Origin of the sequence: Halomonas sp. BC1, assembly GCF_002078135.1 — a bacterium.
GTDB lineage: Bacteria > Pseudomonadota > Gammaproteobacteria > Pseudomonadales > Halomonadaceae > Vreelandella > Vreelandella stevensii.
Window position 1 is genome coordinate 1 of record NZ_LFGS01000006.1, and the last position, 19,214, is coordinate 19,214.

Annotated in this window: 11 protein-coding genes, 1 tRNA gene and 1 pseudogene; 11 read left to right on the forward strand and 2 right to left on the reverse strand. The window is 58.6% G+C overall.

Features of this window, described 5'->3' with window-relative positions; genetic code table 11:
• The first annotated feature begins 40 nt into the window (after positions 1–40).
• Positions 41–1,087, forward strand: a complete 1,047-nt coding sequence (sohB, locus tag B7L72_RS05615) for a protease SohB (RefSeq protein WP_081193121.1) — start codon at positions 41–43, stop codon at positions 1,085–1,087.
• Between the two features lie 10 nt (positions 1,088–1,097).
• Here sohB and B7L72_RS05620 read toward each other — a convergent pair whose 3' ends face one another.
• Positions 1,098–1,418 (reverse strand): ArsR/SmtB family transcription factor, encoded by a 321-nt coding sequence (locus B7L72_RS05620; RefSeq protein ID WP_016913881.1) that lies wholly within the window; start codon positions 1,416–1,418, stop codon positions 1,098–1,100.
• A gap of 255 nt (positions 1,419–1,673) precedes the next feature.
• Here B7L72_RS05620 and B7L72_RS05625 point away from each other — a divergent pair.
• From B7L72_RS05625 to B7L72_RS05635, 3 genes and pseudogenes are all read left to right on the forward strand, one after another.
• Positions 1,674–3,611: pseudogene (locus tag B7L72_RS05625) on the forward strand (propionyl-CoA synthetase); the annotation flags it as partial.
• Positions 3,612–3,749: 138 nt separating this feature from the next.
• On the forward strand, positions 3,750–4,418 hold the full coding sequence (locus B7L72_RS05630) for a 7-cyano-7-deazaguanine/7-aminomethyl-7-deazaguanine transporter (protein ID WP_016913879.1): 669 nt from the start codon (positions 3,750–3,752) through the stop codon (positions 4,416–4,418).
• A gap of 16 nt (positions 4,419–4,434) precedes the next feature.
• Positions 4,435–5,241: an alpha/beta fold hydrolase gene (locus tag B7L72_RS05635; protein ID WP_081193125.1), complete on the forward strand. Its 807-nt coding sequence runs from the start codon at positions 4,435–4,437 to the stop codon at positions 5,239–5,241.
• 176 nt (positions 5,242–5,417) lie between these two features.
• On the opposite strand, the gene B7L72_RS05640 is transcribed toward B7L72_RS05635, so the two are convergent.
• Positions 5,418–6,503, reverse strand: a complete 1,086-nt coding sequence (locus B7L72_RS05640) for an ABC transporter substrate-binding protein (RefSeq protein WP_254893762.1) — start codon at positions 6,501–6,503, stop codon at positions 5,418–5,420.
• Between the two features lie 266 nt (positions 6,504–6,769).
• On the opposite strand from B7L72_RS05640, the gene B7L72_RS05645 reads away from it, so the two are divergent.
• The 7 genes from B7L72_RS05645 (at position 6,770) to B7L72_RS05675 (ending at position 19,177) form a co-directional block, all read left to right on the forward strand.
• On the forward strand, positions 6,770–8,476 hold the full coding sequence (locus tag B7L72_RS05645) for a potassium/proton antiporter (protein ID WP_081193127.1): 1,707 nt from the start codon (positions 6,770–6,772) through the stop codon (positions 8,474–8,476).
• A gap of 58 nt (positions 8,477–8,534) precedes the next feature.
• A tRNA-Ser gene (locus B7L72_RS05650) sits at positions 8,535–8,625 on the forward strand.
• A 481-nt stretch (positions 8,626–9,106) separates the two neighbouring features.
• Entirely contained in the window at positions 9,107–9,814 is a 708-nt protein-coding gene (locus tag B7L72_RS05655) for a hypothetical protein (RefSeq protein ID WP_217806059.1), read from the forward strand.
• Positions 9,807–10,352, forward strand: a complete 546-nt coding sequence (locus tag B7L72_RS05660) for a BREX protein BrxB domain-containing protein (protein ID WP_081193129.1) — start codon at positions 9,807–9,809, stop codon at positions 10,350–10,352. The genes B7L72_RS05655 and B7L72_RS05660 overlap by 8 nt, the downstream gene beginning before the upstream one ends.
• A 63-nt stretch (positions 10,353–10,415) precedes the next feature.
• On the forward strand, positions 10,416–13,880 hold the full coding sequence (brxC, locus tag B7L72_RS05665) for a BREX system P-loop protein BrxC (RefSeq protein ID WP_081193131.1): 3,465 nt from the start codon (positions 10,416–10,418) through the stop codon (positions 13,878–13,880).
• On the forward strand, positions 13,880–17,428 hold the full coding sequence (locus B7L72_RS05670) for an Eco57I restriction-modification methylase domain-containing protein (RefSeq protein ID WP_081193133.1): 3,549 nt from the start codon (positions 13,880–13,882) through the stop codon (positions 17,426–17,428). Before brxC ends, B7L72_RS05670 begins: the two co-directional genes overlap by 1 nt.
• 33 nt (positions 17,429–17,461) lie before the next feature.
• Positions 17,462–19,177 carry a DUF262 domain-containing protein gene (locus B7L72_RS05675; RefSeq protein WP_081193135.1) on the forward strand — a complete coding sequence of 572 codons (1,716 nt, stop codon included), beginning with the start codon at positions 17,462–17,464 and terminating at the stop codon, positions 19,175–19,177.
• Positions 19,178–19,214: the final 37 nt, after the last annotated feature.

The following is a 19,214-nucleotide window of genomic DNA, read 5'->3' on the forward strand; positions in this document are numbered from 1 at the left end:
AATACTTTCCAGCGTTTAAAAATACCTGAGGAGATGAGTCATGGCGGAATGGTTGGTGGAAATGGGCACTTTCCTGCTGCAAACCACGCTGGTGCTGGCAGCAGCGGCAGCGTTGCTGATGCTGGTGATGCGAAGCAAGGAGTCCCCGTCATCGGGATTGAGGCTACAGGTAGAATCCCTGAACGACCAGCGTCGAGCCCGTGGCCGGCGGCTGCGGGTCAACACGACCGAGCAGGGCGCCCGCAAGAAGCTGATCAAGGCCTTCCGCCAGGAAGAGAAGGCGCGGCAAAAGGCGGCCAAGCAGGGTAAGAGTCCTTCTGACGCTGTTCAAAAACTATGGGTGCTGGATTTCCATGGCGATATCAAGGCCTCCCAGGCTGAAACCTTTGCCCAGGAAGTGTCGGCGGTGATCGATGTGGCCAGCGCCAGTGACGAAGTGGTGGTGCGTCTGGAGTCGGCGGGCGGATTGGTGCACGCCTATGGGCTGGTGTCGGCTCAGTTGGACCGGCTGCGGGAAGCGGGGCTGACCACCACGGTGTGTATCGATAAAGTCGCGGCCAGCGGTGGCTATATGATGGCGTGTACCGCTCACCACATCAAAGCGGCCCCATTTGCGGTCATTGGCTCCATCGGGGTAGTGGCTCAGGTGCCCAATATCCACCGTTTGCTCAAACGCAACGATATCGACGTGGAGCTGCTCACCGCTGGCAAGTACAAGCGTACCTTGTCCATACTGGGAGAAAACACCGAGGAAGGGCGCGAGAAGTTCATCGACGACCTCGAGAATACCCATCGTTTGTTCAAGTCTTTTGTGGCTAGCCACCGACCCGACATGGATATCGAGCAGTTGGCGACGGGAGAGGTCTGGTACGGCAGCGAAGCGCTGGAACACAAGCTGATAGACAGCGTGGGCACCAGCGAAGCCTACCTGGTCGAGCGCATGGCCGATGCGCAGGTATACTGGGTGAAGCTGGAACCGCCGAAGACCATGGGGCGCCGGTTTGGCCTTGCGGTGTCGGCGGGCATCGAGAATGCGCTGGTGAAAGCGCTGGGGGTGGTCGAGTCAGCCGGTTGGTTGCGTCGTTGACCTGACAGCGTCAGGCCGCATAGTGCTGTGCCAGGGTACTGATGATCGCCCTGGCGCTGTCACTGTTGAGCGAGTAATAGATGGTTTGCGATTCACGGCGCGTATCGACCAGCTTGTCTCGGCGCAAAATGGCCAGGTGCTGGGAAAGCGCAGACTGGCTCAGCGACAGCTGTTGATTGATCTGCGTGACAGAGAGCTCCGTCTCTGCCAGCAAGCAAAGAATTTGCAGCCGTTTTTCATTGGCCAGAGCCTTGAGCAGCTGGGTGCCAGCCTCGATGGCGAGCCCATTGTGTTCCAGAAGGCGTGCAGCGGCGCTAGTAGAAGCAGACATGAAACTCTCCTTGCCTACACTGTGGTGACAGCGTTGTTATTGATTATGTAGCCATCGTCGCGTCGCGAGGATTGGGTTGTTGAATGATCATTAATTTAGCGCTTTTTGTCCAAATGCGCGATTAACGTTCTATCAATGGTAAGCGTCGATTTTTTGTCGACAATCTCTCTTCTCCATATTCGCTTTGGTCGAATTTAAGCCCATAGTATGAGGGTGAAAGCGCGCTTTGCTTTGTAGAGTGTCAACAATCAAGTTCACAACAATGACAAGGCCGCCATGAACCGTTACCACTCCATCTACCAGCAGTCGGTTGAACAGCCAGAAGCGTTCTGGGCCGCACAGGCTCGCAAACTGCCCTGGTATACGCCCCCCAGTACTATCCTCAGCTATGACGAACAGCGGCATGCCCGCTGGTTTGGTGATGGCGTGCTCAATATCTGCCACGCTGCCATCGATGTACACGTAGAGCAGGGCCGCGGCGAACAGGCGGCCATTTTCTGGGACTCGCCGGTTACCCGCGGCAAACAGACGCTCACTTACCGCCAGTTGCGCGACCGGGTCGCCAAGGTAGCCGGAGGCCTGGCGCAATTGGGCGTCACCAAGGGTGACCGGGTGGTCATTTACATGCCCATGGTGCCGGAGGCGCTGATTGCCATGTACGCCTGTGCCCGCCTGGGCGCGGTGCACTCCGTGGTCTTTGGCGGCTTTGCCCCCCACGAGCTGGCGGTACGCATCGAAGATGCCGAGCCAAGGGTAGTCATTGCGGCTTCTTGCGGGGTGGAGGTCGACAAGGTGCTGCCTTACAAGCCCATCGTGGAGCGCGCCATCGAGCTGAGTAGCTTCAAACCCCAAGCGTGCGTGGTGTTCCAGCGCGACGCCCACCAGGCCGAGCTGCAGCCGGAGGATCACGATTGGGCAACGCTCGAAGCCAGTGCCCAGGCCGCTGACTGTGTGCCCGTCAAGGCGACCGATCCGCTGTATATCCTCTACACCTCCGGCACCACGGGCAAGCCCAAGGGCGTGGTACGCGATACGGGTGGTTACGCCGTGGCGCTGCACTACTCCATGGAGGCCATTTACGACCTGGCGCCGGGCGATGTGATGTTCACGGCTTCGGATGTGGGGTGGGTCGTCGGGCACTCCTATATCGTTTACGCGCCGCTGCTACGTGGCTGCACCACGGTGGTATACGAAGGCAAGCCCGTGCGCACGCCGGATGCCGGGGCGTTCTGGCGGCTGATCGAGGAGTACCGCGTCAAGAGCTTCTTTACGGCGCCTACGGCGTTCCGGGCCATCAAGAAAGAGGACCCGGACGCAAAGCTACTCTCGCAATACGATATCAGCAGCCTGAAACATCTGTATGTGGCGGGGGAGCGGCTCGATCCCCCCACGTTCCATTGGCTGGATGACCTGCTGGACGTACCGGTGATCGATCACTGGTGGCAAACCGAAACCGGCTGGCCGATTGCCGCCAACTTGCCCGGCATCGAAGCCGTGCCCACCAAGGCCGGTTCGGCCACGTATCCCGTGCCCGGCTTCGACGTACGCATTCTGGATCGCGACGGCGAGCAGGCCGAGGCCATGCAGCAGGGCAGCGTGGTGATCAAGCAGCCGCTGCCGCCAGGCTGTTTGATCGGCGTATGGCGTGACCCGCAGCGTTTCCACAGTGCTTACATGGCGGCTTTCCCGGGTTTTTACCTGACCGGGGATGGCGGCTATTTCGATGAGGAGGGCTACCTGTTCATCATGGGGCGCACCGATGACGTGATCAATGTGGCGGGGCATCGCCTCTCCACCGGTGAAATGGAGGAAGTGGTGGGGGCACACCCCGCAGTGGCCGAATGCGCGGTGATTGGCATTCATGACGAGTTGAAAGGGCAGCTCCCGATAGGACTGGTCATTCCCAAGGATGGCTTCCAGGGCGACGAAGCGACGCTGGAAGCCGAACTCATCGAGCGGGTGCGTGAACATATCGGCCCGATTGCCTGCTTCAAGCAGGTGCTGGTGGTCAATCGGCTACCGAAAACCCGTTCGGGCAAAATATTGCGCAAGCTGCTGCGCAATATCGCCGATGGCAAGTCCTACGGTATTCCATCGACCATCGATGACCCCACTAGCCTCGATGACGTGCATGAAGCCATGTGTCAGCGTCAGGTAGGTGCCGCAGAGCAAGCGAAACCTCAGCAGGACTGAAACCAGGTTGGCCGCCCGGAGAGCCTGGGCGGCTTTCATTACCAGCGAGAAGGCGTATAATGCGCGCCCCAGTAGCGTCATCACGCTGTTCACGAGGGTTCCCTAACCCCTCTTGCCACCAAAAAAAGGTCTCGCTCCATGTTTGCGCTCACCGATCTTCAGCATCGCCGTTGCCTGACGGTAATGGTTCTCTTTCATATTGCCATCATTGCCGCCAGCAACTATCTGGTGCAGCTTCCCTTTACGCTGTTCGGCTTTCACACCACCTGGGGAGCCTTCAGCTTTCCGTTCATCTTTCTGGCCACCGACCTGACCGTCCGCCTGTTTGGTAAAGGGCCTGCACGCACCATCGTATTACGGGTCATGTTTCCCGCGCTGTTGGTATCCTATGTGGTGTCGGTGGTGTTTCCCCGTGGCAGTTTCGCGGGCCTTGAAGCGCTGGGCGAGTGGAACCTGTTCGTGGCGCGGATTGCCCTGGCCAGCTTCCTGGCCTACGTGCTGGGCCAATTGCTGGATGTGCAGGTCTTTGACCGGTTGCGCCAATGGGCCTGGTGGGTAGCGCCGGTCTGCTCCACCATCCTGGGTAACCTGGCGGATACCTTTGCCTTTTTTGCGACCGCCTTTTACAACAGCCCCGATCCGTTCATGGCCGCCCATTGGGTGGAAATTGCCACGGTGGACTACGTCATCAAACTGGCGATCAGCCTGTTGTTCTTCCTGCCGCTGTACGGCTTATTGCTGGCGTGGCTGACGCGCAGGCTGGTGGTATGGACCGGCCAGACAGACGCCGAACCACGCACCGCTTAATCATCAAGGAGCCCCCATGACCGAACAGGCCACTGTCGACCTGCACGTGATCGATCTGCCCGCCGAGGTGGAAGCACCTGAGCAAGCGCCGCTGATCGTCATTCATGGATTGTTGGGAAGTGCCGACAACTGGCGCTCGCATCTCAAGGTGTGGCAGCGCAAGCGCCGGGTGGTGGCGGTGGATCTGCGCAATCATGGCCGCTCGCCCCATGCCGAAGGCATGCGCTACACCGCCATGAGCGATGACGTGCTGGCCGTGATGGACAAGCTCTCCATCGAGGACGCGCATATTCTTGGCCACTCCATGGGCGGAAAAGTGGCCATGACGCTGGCTCGGCAAGCCCCCGAACGCTGCCTGTCGCTGATGGTGGCCGATATCGCCCCGGTGGCCTACCAGCATGGTCATGACGATGTGTTCGCGGCGCTGAATCGCGTCAGAGACGCCAAGCCTGCCAATCGCCGTGAAGCCGATGCGCTATTGGCCGAGCATGTCAGCGAGCGGCCCACGCGCCTGTTCCTGGCCACCAACCTGGTACGAGACGAGCAGGGGAGGATGAGCATTCGCGTGGGGCTGGACGAGATTCAGCGGGGCTATGAGCACATCATCGGTGAGCCGGAAGGAGAGGCCGCCTATGAGGGGCCAGCGCTGGTGCTGCGTGGGGCCAACTCTCACTACGTGACGGATGAGATGCTGCCCAAACTACGCGAAGTGCTGCCACGGGCCCGCCTGGTGACGCTGAAGAATGCTGGGCATTGGCTGCATGTTGACCAGCCAGAAGCGTTTCAACAGGGGATCGACGCTTTTATTGCGGCGCACTCCTGACGCTAGCCCTCTTAATTCAGCCTCCAATCCAGCCACTCAACCCAGCGGCTCGATCGACAGCCCGTGCTGATCGGCGTCGCGGATGAAGCGGTTGAGAATGCGGTAGGTATCCATGTCGAACTGCCCGGCAAGTGTGTTCAACGCCAGTGCTGCCTGCGGCTCCCGCCTGGGCGCGCTTATGGCTCGGCCAGGGTATGCGGATTAATGGCCAGCCGCGAGGCAGGCAGCGTGGCCTCTATCGTGCCGGAGGCCAGCAGGTAACGTTCGAAGGCGCTGTAACGACGCTCATCCAGGGCGGCCGGGCTCAGCGCCAGGCGGCGCACGATATTTGCCCAGGCGCCCTGGTTGACCGGGTTGTCGAGCACTGGCTGAGTGTTGATCACTAGTTGCCAGGCCTCGTCGGGGTGGTCGACGATCCAGTTGCTGGCCTCTTCCAGTGCGGTCACCAAACGCGACCAGGTGGCTGCCCGCCGCGCGACAGAATCGCTGTTGGCCAGCAGGATCAGGCCATCATGGCGGGGAATGTCGAGCGCTTGATAACGCACCGTGTGGGTTACGATACCGTCTGAGGCCAGCTCTTCCGGCAGGGTCAGATAAAAGCCGTCGGCAATGGCGTCGACGCGCCCTTCGCGCAGAGCGCCAGCCGCATCGAAGTGGACGTTTTCGGCGGGCGAGAACTCATCGATTTGCCGCAGGGACAGGGGCACCAGCGGTTCCGCCAGCAGGTCGCGCCCTTCGCGGGTCGAGAAGCCATAGTGAACTCTGCCCAATCCCTGGAGGGGGTCGGGCGAAGTGGCGGTGCCTGCCACGATCACGGCATTCAACGGGGTTTCGACCAGCGTCGCCACCCGCACGATGGGGGCGCCATCATGCACATGAAGGTGCAGCAGCGGCTGGCGTGAGAGCGCCAGGTCTACCTCGCCGGCCGCCAGCAGCTTGATGGCGATGGCCGGGTCGGCGGGCGTCTGCAGCTCCACCTCCAGCCCTTGCAGCGCAAACAGCCCGCGCTCCCTGGCAACGATCAGGGGGGCATGCTGGGGGCTCAAGTACCAATCGAGCATCAGGCTCAGGTGCTTCATGGGCGGTGGGTCCAGAGGCGGCGGAGGCACCAGTGCCATGCTGGGCGCATCGTCTTCACTGGACGCTTGTTCCGGGGCAGCTGTGTCAGGCTCGTCGCTTTCGACGGGCGCCGCTTCTACCTCGGGGGGGTGAGTGCTTGGCCACAGCCCTTCAGGCAGCACCAGATCGCTTTCAAGCTGCAAGGGGGCGGGCGAGTGTCGGGTGTTTCTGTATCATTTGCGTAAGTGGCTGAAATTGAAAATAATAAAAAAACGCTAAGACTAGGGTAAGTATGGAACGGGCACGCAATAATGCGTTCAACATAACCTGAACTCCAGAGGGTACGACGGCGGAGTTTAGCTGTCTGGGGAAGTCTCTGGCTAGCCCTGGGGCCATCTGGCCAACTCGCCCAGTAAAATCCGCTTGGGCATGCAATAATAGAACGGCATTGATGTAGAGACGGAGACTCATGGACGCAATTTATACCTTCTTTCTGGTAGGCGGTTCCCTCATGGCGCTCAGCATTCTGGCGAGCCGCTTGTCCTCCATGATGGGCGTGCCGCTACTGCTGATCTTCCTGGGGCTGGGAATGCTGGCCGGAGAGGAGGGCTTATTGGGTCTCGAGTTCGATGACTACTCCATGGCCTTTACCATCGGCCATCTGGCGCTGGCCATGATTCTGCTGGATGGTGGGTTACGTACACGACTCAAGACGTTTCGCGTGGGGTTTCGTCCAGCCCTTTCGCTGGCAACGCTGGGGGTGTTCATCACCAGCGCCATCGTGGGCGTTATCGCCATGTGGGTCTTCGACCTCACCTTGATTCAGGGGCTGCTGGTGGGGGCCATCGTCGGCTCCACCGACGCGGCGGCCGTGTTCTCGATGCTCAGTGGCCGTGGGGTGAACCTGAACGAGCGGGTTGGGGCAACGCTGGAGATCGAATCAGGCACCAACGACCCGATGGCGATTTTCCTGACGCTGATGCTGGTCGAGATGCTGGTGGGGGATATTGGCGGCATTAGCGAGACGTTGATGTTCTTCGTTTCTCAGTTCGGCATCGGCCTGCTGGTGGGCGTGGCAGGCGGCTGGGGTAGCGCCAAGTTGTTGCGCTGGCTGGACCTGGCGCCAGGCCTCTACTCCATGCTGGCGCTTGCCCTGGGGTTCAGTGTCTTTGGTCTTACCAGCGTGCTGGGCGGCAGTGGCTTCCTGGCCATTTACCTGGCCGGGTTGATGATCGGCAATCAGCCAGGCAGGCACCTCAACTTCATTCTACCGGTGCATGACGGGCTGGCCTGGTTAAGCCAGATTGGCCTGTTCCTGGTGCTCGGCCTGCTGGTAGCACCCAGCCAGCTCTGGGAAGTCGCGCTGCCAGCCAGTTTAGTGGCGTTGGCATTGATCTTTGTCGCGCGGCCGCTGGCGGTGCTGATCACCATCAAGCCGTTCTTCAAGTTCCGCTGGCGCGAGACCTTCTTTATTGCCTGGGTAGGCTTGCGGGGTGCCGTGCCTATCGTGCTGGCCATTTTCCCGGTCATTGGCGGCGTCGAAAATGCCTCGCTTTACTTTAACGTGGCCTTCGCCGTGGTGCTGATGTCGCTACTGATTCAAGGCGGTTCGCTCAACCTGGTGGCCCGCTGGTTGAAGGTGCAGGTGCCCGTGGGCACCACGCCCAATCGGCGCGGCCCGCTGGGCATCCTGCCGGAAAACGATTTTGAAATGTTCGTCTACACGGTGGAAAACCAGGACCTGGACGATGTGCCTATCCGGCTGCTGCGGTTTCCATCGGGCGCCTTGATCTCGTCGCTGTTCCGCAACCACGTCATGCTCCACCCCAAAGGCAGCACCCGACTGAAGCTGGGCGATGTGATCTGCGTGATTGGTCGCAGTGAAGACCTGGTGGCCCTGAATCGCTTGTTCAATGGCGATGCCAAGCTCAAGCAGGAGCGGGCGTTCTTCGGTACCTTTACCCTGGACGGCACCGCTCAGATGCAAGACATTGCCCAGGCCTACGGCCTGACCCTGAGCCCCGGCGAGCAGGAGATGACCCTGGCCGAGTTCGTCTCCCTGCGGGTAGGCGGCCACCCAGTGGTAGGGGACGACGTGGACTGGCACGGCATTCACTGGGTGGTCAGCGAGATGGAAGGCGGCGACATTACCCGGGTAGGCTTAAGACTCTACTAATTGATTCAAAAGGCGTTGACTTCCAAGGGAAAGCTGTTATTATACGCACCCATAAGCCGGAGGGATGGCAGAGCGGTTGAATGCACCGGTCTTGAAAACCGGCATAGGTTAATAGCCTATCCAGGGTTCGAATCCCTGTCCCTCCGCCAAGTATTACGAATAAGCCGCTGTTTACAGCGGCTTTTTTGTGTTTGTAATTTGGCTGGCCCATATTTCAGCTCATACATTGGTTTTAGTTCTTATGGGAAGATATAGTACATCTGCGGGCAGGAGCTTGATCCATCAGGCGCTTGCGGTCTAATCCGTACGACATCAGAGTAGCAATATGCAAAGAGCAAAGCGCTAAATTCGCATTAAATTTAAGTAGTTAGCGCGCCTTGTTCTTGATTTTTATTATGGCCTGTCTTCAGTCTGAAGCTCGGATATCGGCTTATGTGTGGCTGCGTAACTTCCATCAGCAGCGAAGCATTACATGTTGAATTGCCACCAAAATTAGTGTGGGCGGGGTTGCACTAATGCCATGCATAAGCATCAAATTTTTATGATTAGAGGTTCGGTGAGTGGCATTCGACCCGCAAGAAAAATACGGTTTCAAGTTCGGCAAAAAATGGCGCTCATGCTGCACGTACCATGATGCTAGCAGAGGTTGTCCAGCTTTTTCAGAAGCGTGGTATCGATGCGACCTTTCATCAGTATAAGGAAGACGTCGAATGCTTCAACGTTCTACGCAAAGGCACCCAGAAGTCTCGTAATCTTACATGGCGCCATCTAGTCAGTTTGTATGCTCTGGATACAGATGTAGTGATCTTTCGCATCTTTCGATGGTTGTGGGAAATCGATGAGCACGCACGATCTTTGCTGGGATGCCAAATAGTCTTGGCAAGGGATCCAATGTTGCGCTTGTCGCAAATCAAAATTTTGGCTCTGACCCCAATGCAGCGATTTACGCGCGAAGAGATGGAGCAATTTATTGAAGAAAGGTGCCCGGGCCGCTTTAGTCCAGCGAGCCTGAAGTCGATCGCTCAGAATCTCAACGGTACCTGGACCCACGCTGGCTACCTCGAGGGCCGCCAAAAGAAACACCGCACCGAGCCCGATATTCGCCCGGTCAATGTCGTCTTCGCACTATTTCTCGGCTACCTGCAAGGCGCCACGGGCACCCGCCTGTTCAACACCGAATGGACCAAGCTGCTGGGCTGCCGCCCTGAGCGCTTGCTGGAGCTGGCGCGCCAAGCCAGTCACAGCGGCCTGCTGAATTTCAAACACTCCAGTGAGGTCGTGGAAGTGACCTTTCCCGACTACCTGACCAAGGAAGAGGAGGGCTGGCTGCATGAGTAACCGGCTAAACCGTCTGCTGACAAGCTACAGCAACCACATCAGCCTGCCGTGGATCAGTGGCTTGGCCAACGAGCAGCGGGTGCTCTTTGCCGTCTACCACAAGGAAGACGAGCTCAAGCTGCGTGCCCGTATCGAAGAGTTTCGCCTGGCCACGCAAAACGCCGGCCACCCCTGGCTGGAGCTGGATATTACCCGGTTGTTCCCCGATTGGATGGCGCAGCAAAAGTACCGCGAAGACTACTTCGAAGACCCGGAAAGCCTCACCCCGAAATACAAAACCTTCGTGCGCCAGTCGGTCACCGAATTGGCTGAACGCATCAAGGATCAGGCCGACAGCAACACCCTGGTGGCCCTGGTTGGCTGTGGCACCCTGTTCGGGTTTGCCTCGGTCTCCGATTTCGTCAAACAGCTGGCCGAGCATGTGCCGGGGCGTTTGCTGGTGCTCTTCCCCGGCGAGTACATCAACAACACCTATCGCCTGCTGGATGCCCGCGATGGCTGGGGCTATCAGGCCACCGCCATTACGGCAGACAACTGATTATCAGTCTTTGCAGCCGTTTTGAATTAAATAGCGCCCATGCGCACAGGGAGTACGCCCAGGATGTTGAACCGCGAGATTTACGACCTAGACCCGCAACAGAACCGGCTGGAAAACAACGGTGTCGCCGAAGTAAAGGACGATCAATCAGCACAGGCGCTGAAAACCCTGCGCTATGAGCTGCAAACCTTCGTCTGTGACGGTGAATATGAAGCCGGTCTCGACAAAATCCTCTCCGCTTACCTGCGTAATCTGAACGATGGCCATGAGCAGCCGGGCGTATGGATCTCGGGCTTCTTCGGTTCCGGTAAATCCCATCTGGCCAAAATGCTGCGTGCGCTCTGGACCAATCAGCCGTTTGCGGATGGTGTCAGCGCCCGCGATATTGCCGAGCTACCCCAAGAGGTCAAGGATCACTTCAAGGAGCTGAGCATCCAGGCCCGTCGCCACGGTGGCCTGCACGCCGCCTCCGGTACCCTGGGCGCAGGCGCCAACAACAATGTGCGCCTGGCGCTGCTGAACATCGTGTTCAAGTCCGCCGGCCTGCCGGAGCAATACCACCAGGCGCGCTTTGTACTCTGGCTGCACAAGCAGGGCATTTTTGATCAGGTCAAAGCCCACGTTGAGGAATCAGGCGATAACTGGGACGACGAGCTGGAAGACCTCTATGTGTCCAGCAGCATCGCCCGCGCCTTGCTGGCCATCGACAACACCCTGGCTGATGACGTCAAAGCGGTGCGCCAGTTGCTGCGCGAGCAATACCCCAATGTGCAGGACGTCACCAATCAGCAGATGGTCGACGCCATCTTTGATGCCTTGGCCAACGACGGCCAGTTTCCGCTGACCCTGATCGTGCTCGACGAGGTGCAGCAATACGTCGGCTCCGATTCGGAAAAGGCCCACCAGGTTCAAGAAGTGGTGGAAACCTGCTGCAAGAGCTCCAAATTCAAAAGCAAGATGCTCTTTGTTGCCACCGGGCAGAGCGCCCTCTCAGGCATGGCTAACCTGCAGCGCCTGCTCGGGCGCTTCCAGATTCCCGTGCAACTGTCGGATACCGACGTTGAATCGGTGATCCGCAAGGTCATCCTGCGCAAGAAAGCCTCTGCCCGCCCGCAGCTGGAGCAAGTCATGAACGCTCACCTGGGCGAAATCTCCCGGCAGCTTCGCGGCACCAGGATCGAGCACCACCGCGACGATGAAAAGGTCATGCTGGCCGACTACCCGCTGCTGCCGGTCCGCCGGCGCTTCTGGGAAAAGGTCCTGCGTATTGTCGATACCACCGGCACCGCCTCGCAGCTGCGTAACCAGCTCAAGGTTATCCATGAGGCGGCCCAGGCCACGGCCGATCAGCCCCTGGGCCACGTAGTCGCTGCGGACTTTATCTACAACCAGATCTCGGTCAACCTGCTACAGACCGGGGTCATCTCCAAAGAAATCGCCGAAATCATTGGCCGACTGTCAGCCGGTGATGCCGACGATAAACTCAAGTCCCGCATCCTCTCCCTGGTGCTACTGATCGGCAAACTGCCTACCGACCCGACCGCAGACTGCGGCGTGCGCGCCACCGCCGACATGCTCGGTGACCTGCTGATTGATGACCTTAACCAGGGCAAAGACGTCATCCGCACCCAGGTACCCAAGCTACTGCAGGAGCTGGCCGAGGAGGGGCTGGTCATGCCCATGCAAACCAGCACCGGCACCGAATACCGCCTGCAAACCCAGGAAAGCGCCCAGTGGTACGACACCCTGCGCCAGGAGGAGGCCGACTTGCGCGGCAACCTGCAACGGGTAGAAAACATCCGGGTTGATCTGCTGCACAAGGAACTGCGCCGACAGATCGCCCAGGTGCGCCTGACCCAGGGCAAATGCAACGAACCCCGCCAGGTCATTCCCTGCTTTGACCCCGAGCTGCCAAAAGACGCCAGCGACAAGATTTACGCCTGGGTGCAGGATGGCTGGGCGCTGGATGAAAAAAGCTTTATGACCGAGGCCCGCAGCCGCAACCCCAGCGAGCCTACTATCTTTATCTATGTGCCGGCACGTAACCGTTCCGAGCTGACCAACGCCATTACTGCCGAACACGCCGCCCAGGCCACCCTGGACAAGCGTGGTATCCCTAACACCGACGCCGGTAAAGATGCTCGCAGCGCCATGGAAACCCGCCACCGCGATGCCCAGAAGCAGGTGCAAGCCCTGCTGCGTGAAATCTTCGAGGGTGTACAGGTGTTGCAGGCCGGCGGTAACGAGGTAGACGGCAACAGCATCAGCGACCGCGTCGAAATCGCCGCCAAGGCCTCACTGGTCAGGCTCTACCGTGAGTTCGACCAGGCCGATCACCCGGCCTGGGGCAAGGTCTACGAGCGCGCCAGTAAAGACGGCGGACAGAACGCTCTCGACGTGCTTGGTTACAGTGGCGATGCCGAACAGCATCCGGTCTGTGCCGCCATCAAGCGCTTTATTGGCGTCTCGAAAAAGGGCAGTGAAATCCGTGAGCACTTCCTCGCCGCGCCCTATGGCTGGCCGCAGGATGCCATCGACGGCGCGCTCTATGTACTGCTCGCCAGCGGTATCCTGATTGCGACTGACAGCCGCAACAACCCGGTCACCGCCAGCGCCCTGGAGCGCAAGCAGATCACCCAGGCCAGCTTCCGCCCAGAAAGCATCACCATCCGCCCGGTGGACCTGATCAAGATCCGTGGCGTACTCAGTGCCAGCGGTATCGATTGCCAGCCGGGCGAGGAGGCCAGCAAGCTGCCCTTACTGGCAGAAAAGGGCCGCGAACTGGCCAAGCGTGCCGGTGGAGCCGCACCATTCCCGGCAGTGCCGGATACCAAGGTCTTTGATGAACTGGCCCGCCAATCGGGTAATGCCCAGCTCAAGCAGGTACTGGATGAACAGGACGCCATCAAACAGGCGATCAAGGACTGGAACGATACCGCCCAACGCATTGACGCCCGCCGGGGTGACTGGACCCTGCTGACCAGCCTGCTCGACGTCAGTCGCGGCCTGGCCTTCCACGCGCCCATTCAGGCCGAAGCGGATGCCATCAGTCAGCACCGCTCCCTGCTGGATGATCCCAACCCGGCCACGGGTTTGATCAACCAACTGGTCAACAAGCTGCGCGACGCCATCCAGTTTCATGTGCAGGCCTATCTGGATCAGCACGCCAAGTGCCTGGCCCAACTGCAAGCCGACAGCCACTGGCATCAGCTCAGCGACGAGCAACAGCGCGCCATTCTGGACAAACGCAAGCTGCTGACCCTGGAGCAACCCACGCTGAACGATGCCGAGGCGATTATCGACAGCCTCAGTGAGGTCAGCCTGGAGCAGTGGGCCGACCGCACCGAGTCCCTGGCCAGCAAGTTCGACAGCGCCCGCCTGGAGGCCGCCGAGCTGCTGCAACCCAAGCTGCAACGCATCAGCCTGCCGCGCAAAACCTTTGAAAGCGAAGCCGATATCGATGCCTGGCTGGCGGAAGTGAAACAACAGATTCTCAGCAAACTCAACGACGGACCGGTGACCTTCTGATGACCCGAACCACACACCGCCAGCCCCTCGACAAAGCCCTGCGCCGTGCGCTGGAAGCCACCGTGGTCAAAGCCCGCGACATTGCCGAACTGGCCGCCAGCCAGGCGCTGACCCGCCTGAGCGTGGGCGAGGCTAAAGCGGCGGACTACCTCAATGACCAGCAACGCCAATTACGTACCCGCCTGCGCGCCCACGGCCGCCAGTTAGGTGACAGCAAACAGGCCAACGGCCAGCAAAGCCTGAACAAGCTGATCACCGAGGTCGCCTACGAGCATTGGCACCGCATGTTGTTCGCCCGTTTTCTGGAGCAGAACCACCTGCTGATGTACGACGAGCACACGCCGCTCACCTTGGCCGAATGCAGTGAATTAGTGCAAGACCCAGACACTCTGCGCGATGACCTGGAGCGCGGCTGTAAGAGTGGTTGGGAGCTGGCCGGTGTGTTGGCCTCGAAAATGCTGCCGCAGATCTTCCGTATCGACTCGCCGGTCTTTGTCCTGGAGTTCGCCCCCGAGCACCAGCGGGAGCTGGAAAAACTGGTTATCGGCCTGGCAACGGACACCTTCTGGGCCCAGGACAGTCTGGGTTGGGTCTATCAGTTCTGGCAAAGCAAGCGCAAGGAAGAGGTCAACAAGTCTGAGGTGAAGATCGGTGCCGACGAACTCTCGCCCGTCACCCAGCTGTTTACCGAACCCTACATGGTCAGTTTCCTGCTGGATAACAGCCTGGGCGCCTGGTGGGCAGGCCAACGACTCACCGAGCACGACTGGCAAGTGGCACAAAGCGAGCAAGAGCTGCGCGAAAAAGCGGCTATTCCCGGTGTGCCGCTCAGCTATCTGCGCTTTGTCAAAACCCCCTCTCCCCTCGCGGGAGAGGGCCGGGGAGAGGGGGATGATATATGGCAACCCGCCTCCGGCATCTTCGATGCCTGGCCGAAAAGCTTAAGCGAACTTAAAGCCCTCGACCCCTGCTGTGGTTCTGGCCACTTCCTGGTTGCTGCCTTCCTGATGCTGGTGCCTATGCGCATGCAGGCCGAGCAGCTCAATGCACGGCAAGCCATCGACAAGGTACTCAGCGAAAACCTCCACGGTCTGGAGCTGGATCAACGCTGCGTCGAGCTGGCGGCCTTTGCCGTGGCCCTGGAAGCCTGGCGCTACCCGGATGCCGGCGGCTACCGCACACTGCCCGAATTGCACCTGGCCTGCAGCGGCCTATCCATCGCCGCCGCCCGCGACGAATGGAAAGAACTCAGCCGCAAGGCTGGCAAGCAGAACCTGACCATTGCCTTGGACTGGATGTACCAGACCTTCAAGGATGCGCCGGTACTCGGCAGCCTGATCAACCCGCGCCGCAGCAAGGCTGCGCAAATTGCCCAGTGGAGCGAACTGCAGCAACTGCTGGGTGAAGCGCTCACTCAGGATCAGGCCAACCAGCAAAACCAGGCCGACGGCGAAATCGCCGCCCTGACCAATCGTCTGGAAGCCGGCATTGTCGCCCAGGGCCTGGCCAAAGCCGCCGAGCTGCTGGCTGGCCAATACACCTGGGTGATCACCAACGTGCCTTATCTGGCGCGTGGCAAGCAGCATGACACCCTTAAGAACTACTGCGAAACCCATTATCCCGCAGGTAAGAATGATCTGGCTACGGTGTTTCTTGATCGCTGCCTAGAGTTCTGTGTGCAGGGCGGCACCGCCAGTATTGTGCTGCCGCAGAACTGGCTGTTCCTGACCAGCTACCGCAAGTTCCGCGAAAAGCTGTTGCAGAACGATAGCTGGCATTTGATTGCTCGTCTGGGGCCGGGTGCCTTCGAGACCATCAGCGGCGAGGTGGTCAAAGCCATTCTGATCAACCTGAGCCGTGGCAATGCCGCAGGCCAGTCGGCGGATCTGCTGCACAGTGACGAGCCGGGCAACTGGATTCGTGGGGTAGATGTATCCGAACCGCGTACGGCGGCGGAGAAGGCGGCGGGGTTGTTGACGGATGACGTCAAGAGTGTGGAGCAGGGGAGGCAGTTGGGGAATCCGGATGCTCGTGTAATTTTTGAGTCTGATAGCGAACTTGAGCTGCTGGAAAAATATTCAGACGGATATAAAGGGCTTTCGACTGGTGACTTGAATAGATTTATTCACCAGTTTTGGGAGTCTATTAATATAAGTGATGGTTGGGTGCCGTATCAGGGATCTGTTAGGGCCTCATCTTTTTTTGATGGCCGAAGCCAAGTGTTATTGTGGGAGTCTGGGGCGGGGGCAATGGTTGCTGAACCGTCCTGCTACATAAAAGGACGCCAAGCTTGGGGCCAAAAAGGTTTTTCAATTAGTCAGATGGGTGATCTTCCAGTTACGCTCTATGAAGGTCATATGTTTGATGAAAATGCAGCAGCTGTCGTTCCGTTTGAGTCGGGAAATAGGGTCGCTATCTGGGCATTTATTGAAAGTAGTAGTTATAGCGATCTTGTGCGTTCAATTGATTCTGCATTGAAGGTTACCAATAAGACCTTGGTGAAGGTTCCATTTGATTATGACCACTGGATCAAAGTCGCCGAAGAGCGATACCCCAACGGCCTACCCCAGCCCTACACCAACGACCCCACCCAATGGATCTTCCACGGCCATCCCTGCGGCTCGGCAATCTGGGATGAAGAGACCAAATGGACCGCTCACGGCGATCTGCGCGTCGATGACAGCGTGCTGCAAGTCGCCGTCGCCCGTTTGCTGGGCTACCGCTGGCCGGCAGAGCTGGACCCCAAAATGGAACTGGCCGCCGAACAGCGCGAATGGGTCGAGCGCTGCCAGGCCTTGGCCGGTTTTGTCGATGACGACGGCATCGTCTGCCTGCCGCCGGTGCGCGGCGAAAAGGCCGCCGATCAGCGCCTGGAAGCCCTGCTGCAAACTGCCTATGGCGACGCCTGGACCACCCCTTTGAAAAACCGTCTGCTGGAAACCGTCGGCAGCAAATCTCTCAGCCTATGGCTGCGCGACAAGTTCTTCGAGCAGCACTGCAAACTGTTCCAGCATCGGCCCTTTATCTGGCATATCTGGGACGGCCTGAAGGACGGCTTCAGTGTACTGGTCAACTACCACAAGCTCGACAAGGCTGGCCTTGAGCGCCTGATCTACACCTACCTGGGTGACTGGATTCGCACCCAGCAAGCCGGCCTCGCCAACGGCGAAGACGGCGCCCAGGAACGCCTCGCCGCCGCCGAGGCCCTGAAAAAACAACTCGAAGCCATCCTCGAAGGCGAAAAGCCTTACGATATCTTCGTCCGCTGGAAACCCCTCGCCGAACAACCCATCGGCTGGACCCCCGACCTCAACGACGGCGTCCGCCTCAACATCCGCCCCTTCCTCAAAGCCCGCGACGTCGCCAAGAAAGATGCAGGCATCCTGCGCTGGAAGCCCAACATCCACTGGAAAAAAGATCGCGGCAAGGATGTAGAGTCCGCGCCCTGGTATGAGTTGGGCTTGGAATATGGAGAAGGCGTGGGCGCACGGATCAATGACCATCACTTGAGCTTGGCTGAGAAGCGGGATGCGCGAAATGGGTCATAATCCAGGTTACATGTGGATCAAAGAGGGACGGCTATGAATTTCAACACGACCAACAGCACCTTTCGGCAGCTTTTGGGCAATGGTCTGACCTATCGGGTACCACCGTTTCAGCGTGACTATTCCTGGACAGAAGACGAGTGGGACGACCTTTGGCAGGATATCACCGCTCTGTTCGAGGAGGATGGCGAGCCAGCTCACTACATGGGTTATCTGGTGCTGCAATCCTCCGACAGTAAACGCTTCGACATCATCGACGGTCAGCAGCGGCTAACGACGGTCAGTGTGATGATCCTTGCGGGTTTGTCATATCTGCAGGATCTGGTTGCTGCAGGCCATGACGCGGAGAAAAACATCCGACGCAAAGAGCAGCTGCAGAACAGCTACATCGGCTACGTGGATCCGGTTACGCTTGTTCCGCGGTCAAAGCTGGAGCTAAACCGGCACAACAACCGTTTCTACCAGACATATCTGGTGCCTCTGGAGGCTATGCCCCAGCGAGGGCTTCACTCTTCCGAACATCAGTTGCGTAAGGCATTTAACTGGTTCAAGGATCGCTTCAGTCTACGCTTTGGTCGCGCCGTTGATAGCGGTCAGCGCTTTGCCGCTATGTTGGATGCATTGGTAGACAAGCTTTTCTTTACCGTGATCACGGTGACGGATGAGCTCAATGCCTTCAAGGTGTTTGAAACTCTGAATGCCCGTGGGGTACGGCTTTCTGCCACGGACTTGCTGAAAAACTACCTGTTTTCGGTCATCAGCAGTGGCGAGCTGCATGAGGCTGAAATCAAGTCACTGGAAGAGCGCTGGGAACGCATTGTTGGCCTGCTGGGCAGCGAGAGCTTTCCAGAATTTTTGCGGGTGTACTGGAACAGTCGCAACCGCCTGGTGCGCAAATCCGATCTGTTCAAGACCATTCGCCGGCGGGTTGCTACCAAGGAGGCCGCCTTTGCGCTGGTAAGGGAACTCGACTACTCCGCCGAGACTTACGCCGCACTGCGAGATCCGATGCATCAAGGTTGGGGCCAGGACGAGCGGGAGGCACTACAGCAACTGATGATGTTCAATGTGCGCCAGCCCCTGGCGATGCTGATGGCTTGCTACCGATGTTTTTATGAGGCTGATCGGGCCAGCTTTAGCCGCATCTTGCGCGCTATTGCCGTGGTATCGCTGCGCTATAACGTCATCTGTGGCCTTCAGACCCACGATCAGGAGCGAGTGTACAACGACATTGCTCGTAAACTCAGCAATGGTGAGTACGGTACTTTAAACGATGTGCTGGCTGCATTAGGCGAGGTGTATCCTGACGATCGATCGTTCAAAACTGCTTTCACCGTCAAGACCCTGAAGACCACCAATAGTCGCAATAAAAAAGTAGTGCGATATATTCTGTTTGCCTTGGAAAAACAACGCTCGGGCCAGAATTTTGATTTTGAAAGCAATGCCTACAACCTGGAGCACATTCTGCCGGAAAACCCGTCTGGGTTCTGGAATTACATGGACGAAAACCAGCAGGAGCGTTGTATCTACCGACTGGGTAATATGACCCTGATGGAAGCGGGTGATAACCGTGATTTGGGTAACTCAGGGTACGACCAGAAGCGGGATGTCTATCGTAACAGTCAGTTCCAGATTACTCGGGGTGTCGCCGAGCGGTATGATGAATGGAACGAAGCCAAGATAGAAGCACGGCAAAAAAGCCTGGCTGAATTGGCTGCGGCTATCTGGAAAATTAACGGAATCGCTTTCTGAGACTGATTTTTAATTTGAGGCGTCCTGTGCTGGAGAA

Bases quoted from the DNA above. Each gene is read 5' to 3' on its own strand.
- brxC (WP_081193131.1), top strand. From the start codon at position 10,416: ATGTTGAACCGCGAGATTTACGACCTAGACCCGCAACAGAACCGGCTG.
- sohB (WP_081193121.1), top strand. From the start codon at position 41: ATGGCGGAATGGTTGGTGGAAATGGGCACTTTCCTGCTGCAAACCACG.
- B7L72_RS05655 (WP_217806059.1), top strand. From the start codon at position 9,107: ATGATGCTAGCAGAGGTTGTCCAGCTTTTTCAGAAGCGTGGTATCGAT.
- B7L72_RS05620 (WP_016913881.1), bottom strand. From the start codon at position 1,418: ATGTCTGCTTCTACTAGCGCCGCTGCACGCCTTCTGGAACACAATGGG.
- B7L72_RS05635 (WP_081193125.1), top strand. From the start codon at position 4,435: ATGACCGAACAGGCCACTGTCGACCTGCACGTGATCGATCTGCCCGCC.
- B7L72_RS05630 (WP_016913879.1), top strand. From the start codon at position 3,750: ATGTTTGCGCTCACCGATCTTCAGCATCGCCGTTGCCTGACGGTAATG.
- B7L72_RS05675 (WP_081193135.1), top strand. From the start codon at position 17,462: ATGAATTTCAACACGACCAACAGCACCTTTCGGCAGCTTTTGGGCAAT.
- B7L72_RS05645 (WP_081193127.1), top strand. From the start codon at position 6,770: ATGGACGCAATTTATACCTTCTTTCTGGTAGGCGGTTCCCTCATGGCG.
- B7L72_RS05670 (WP_081193133.1), top strand. From the start codon at position 13,880: ATGACCCGAACCACACACCGCCAGCCCCTCGACAAAGCCCTGCGCCGT.
- B7L72_RS05660 (WP_081193129.1), top strand. From the start codon at position 9,807: ATGAGTAACCGGCTAAACCGTCTGCTGACAAGCTACAGCAACCACATC.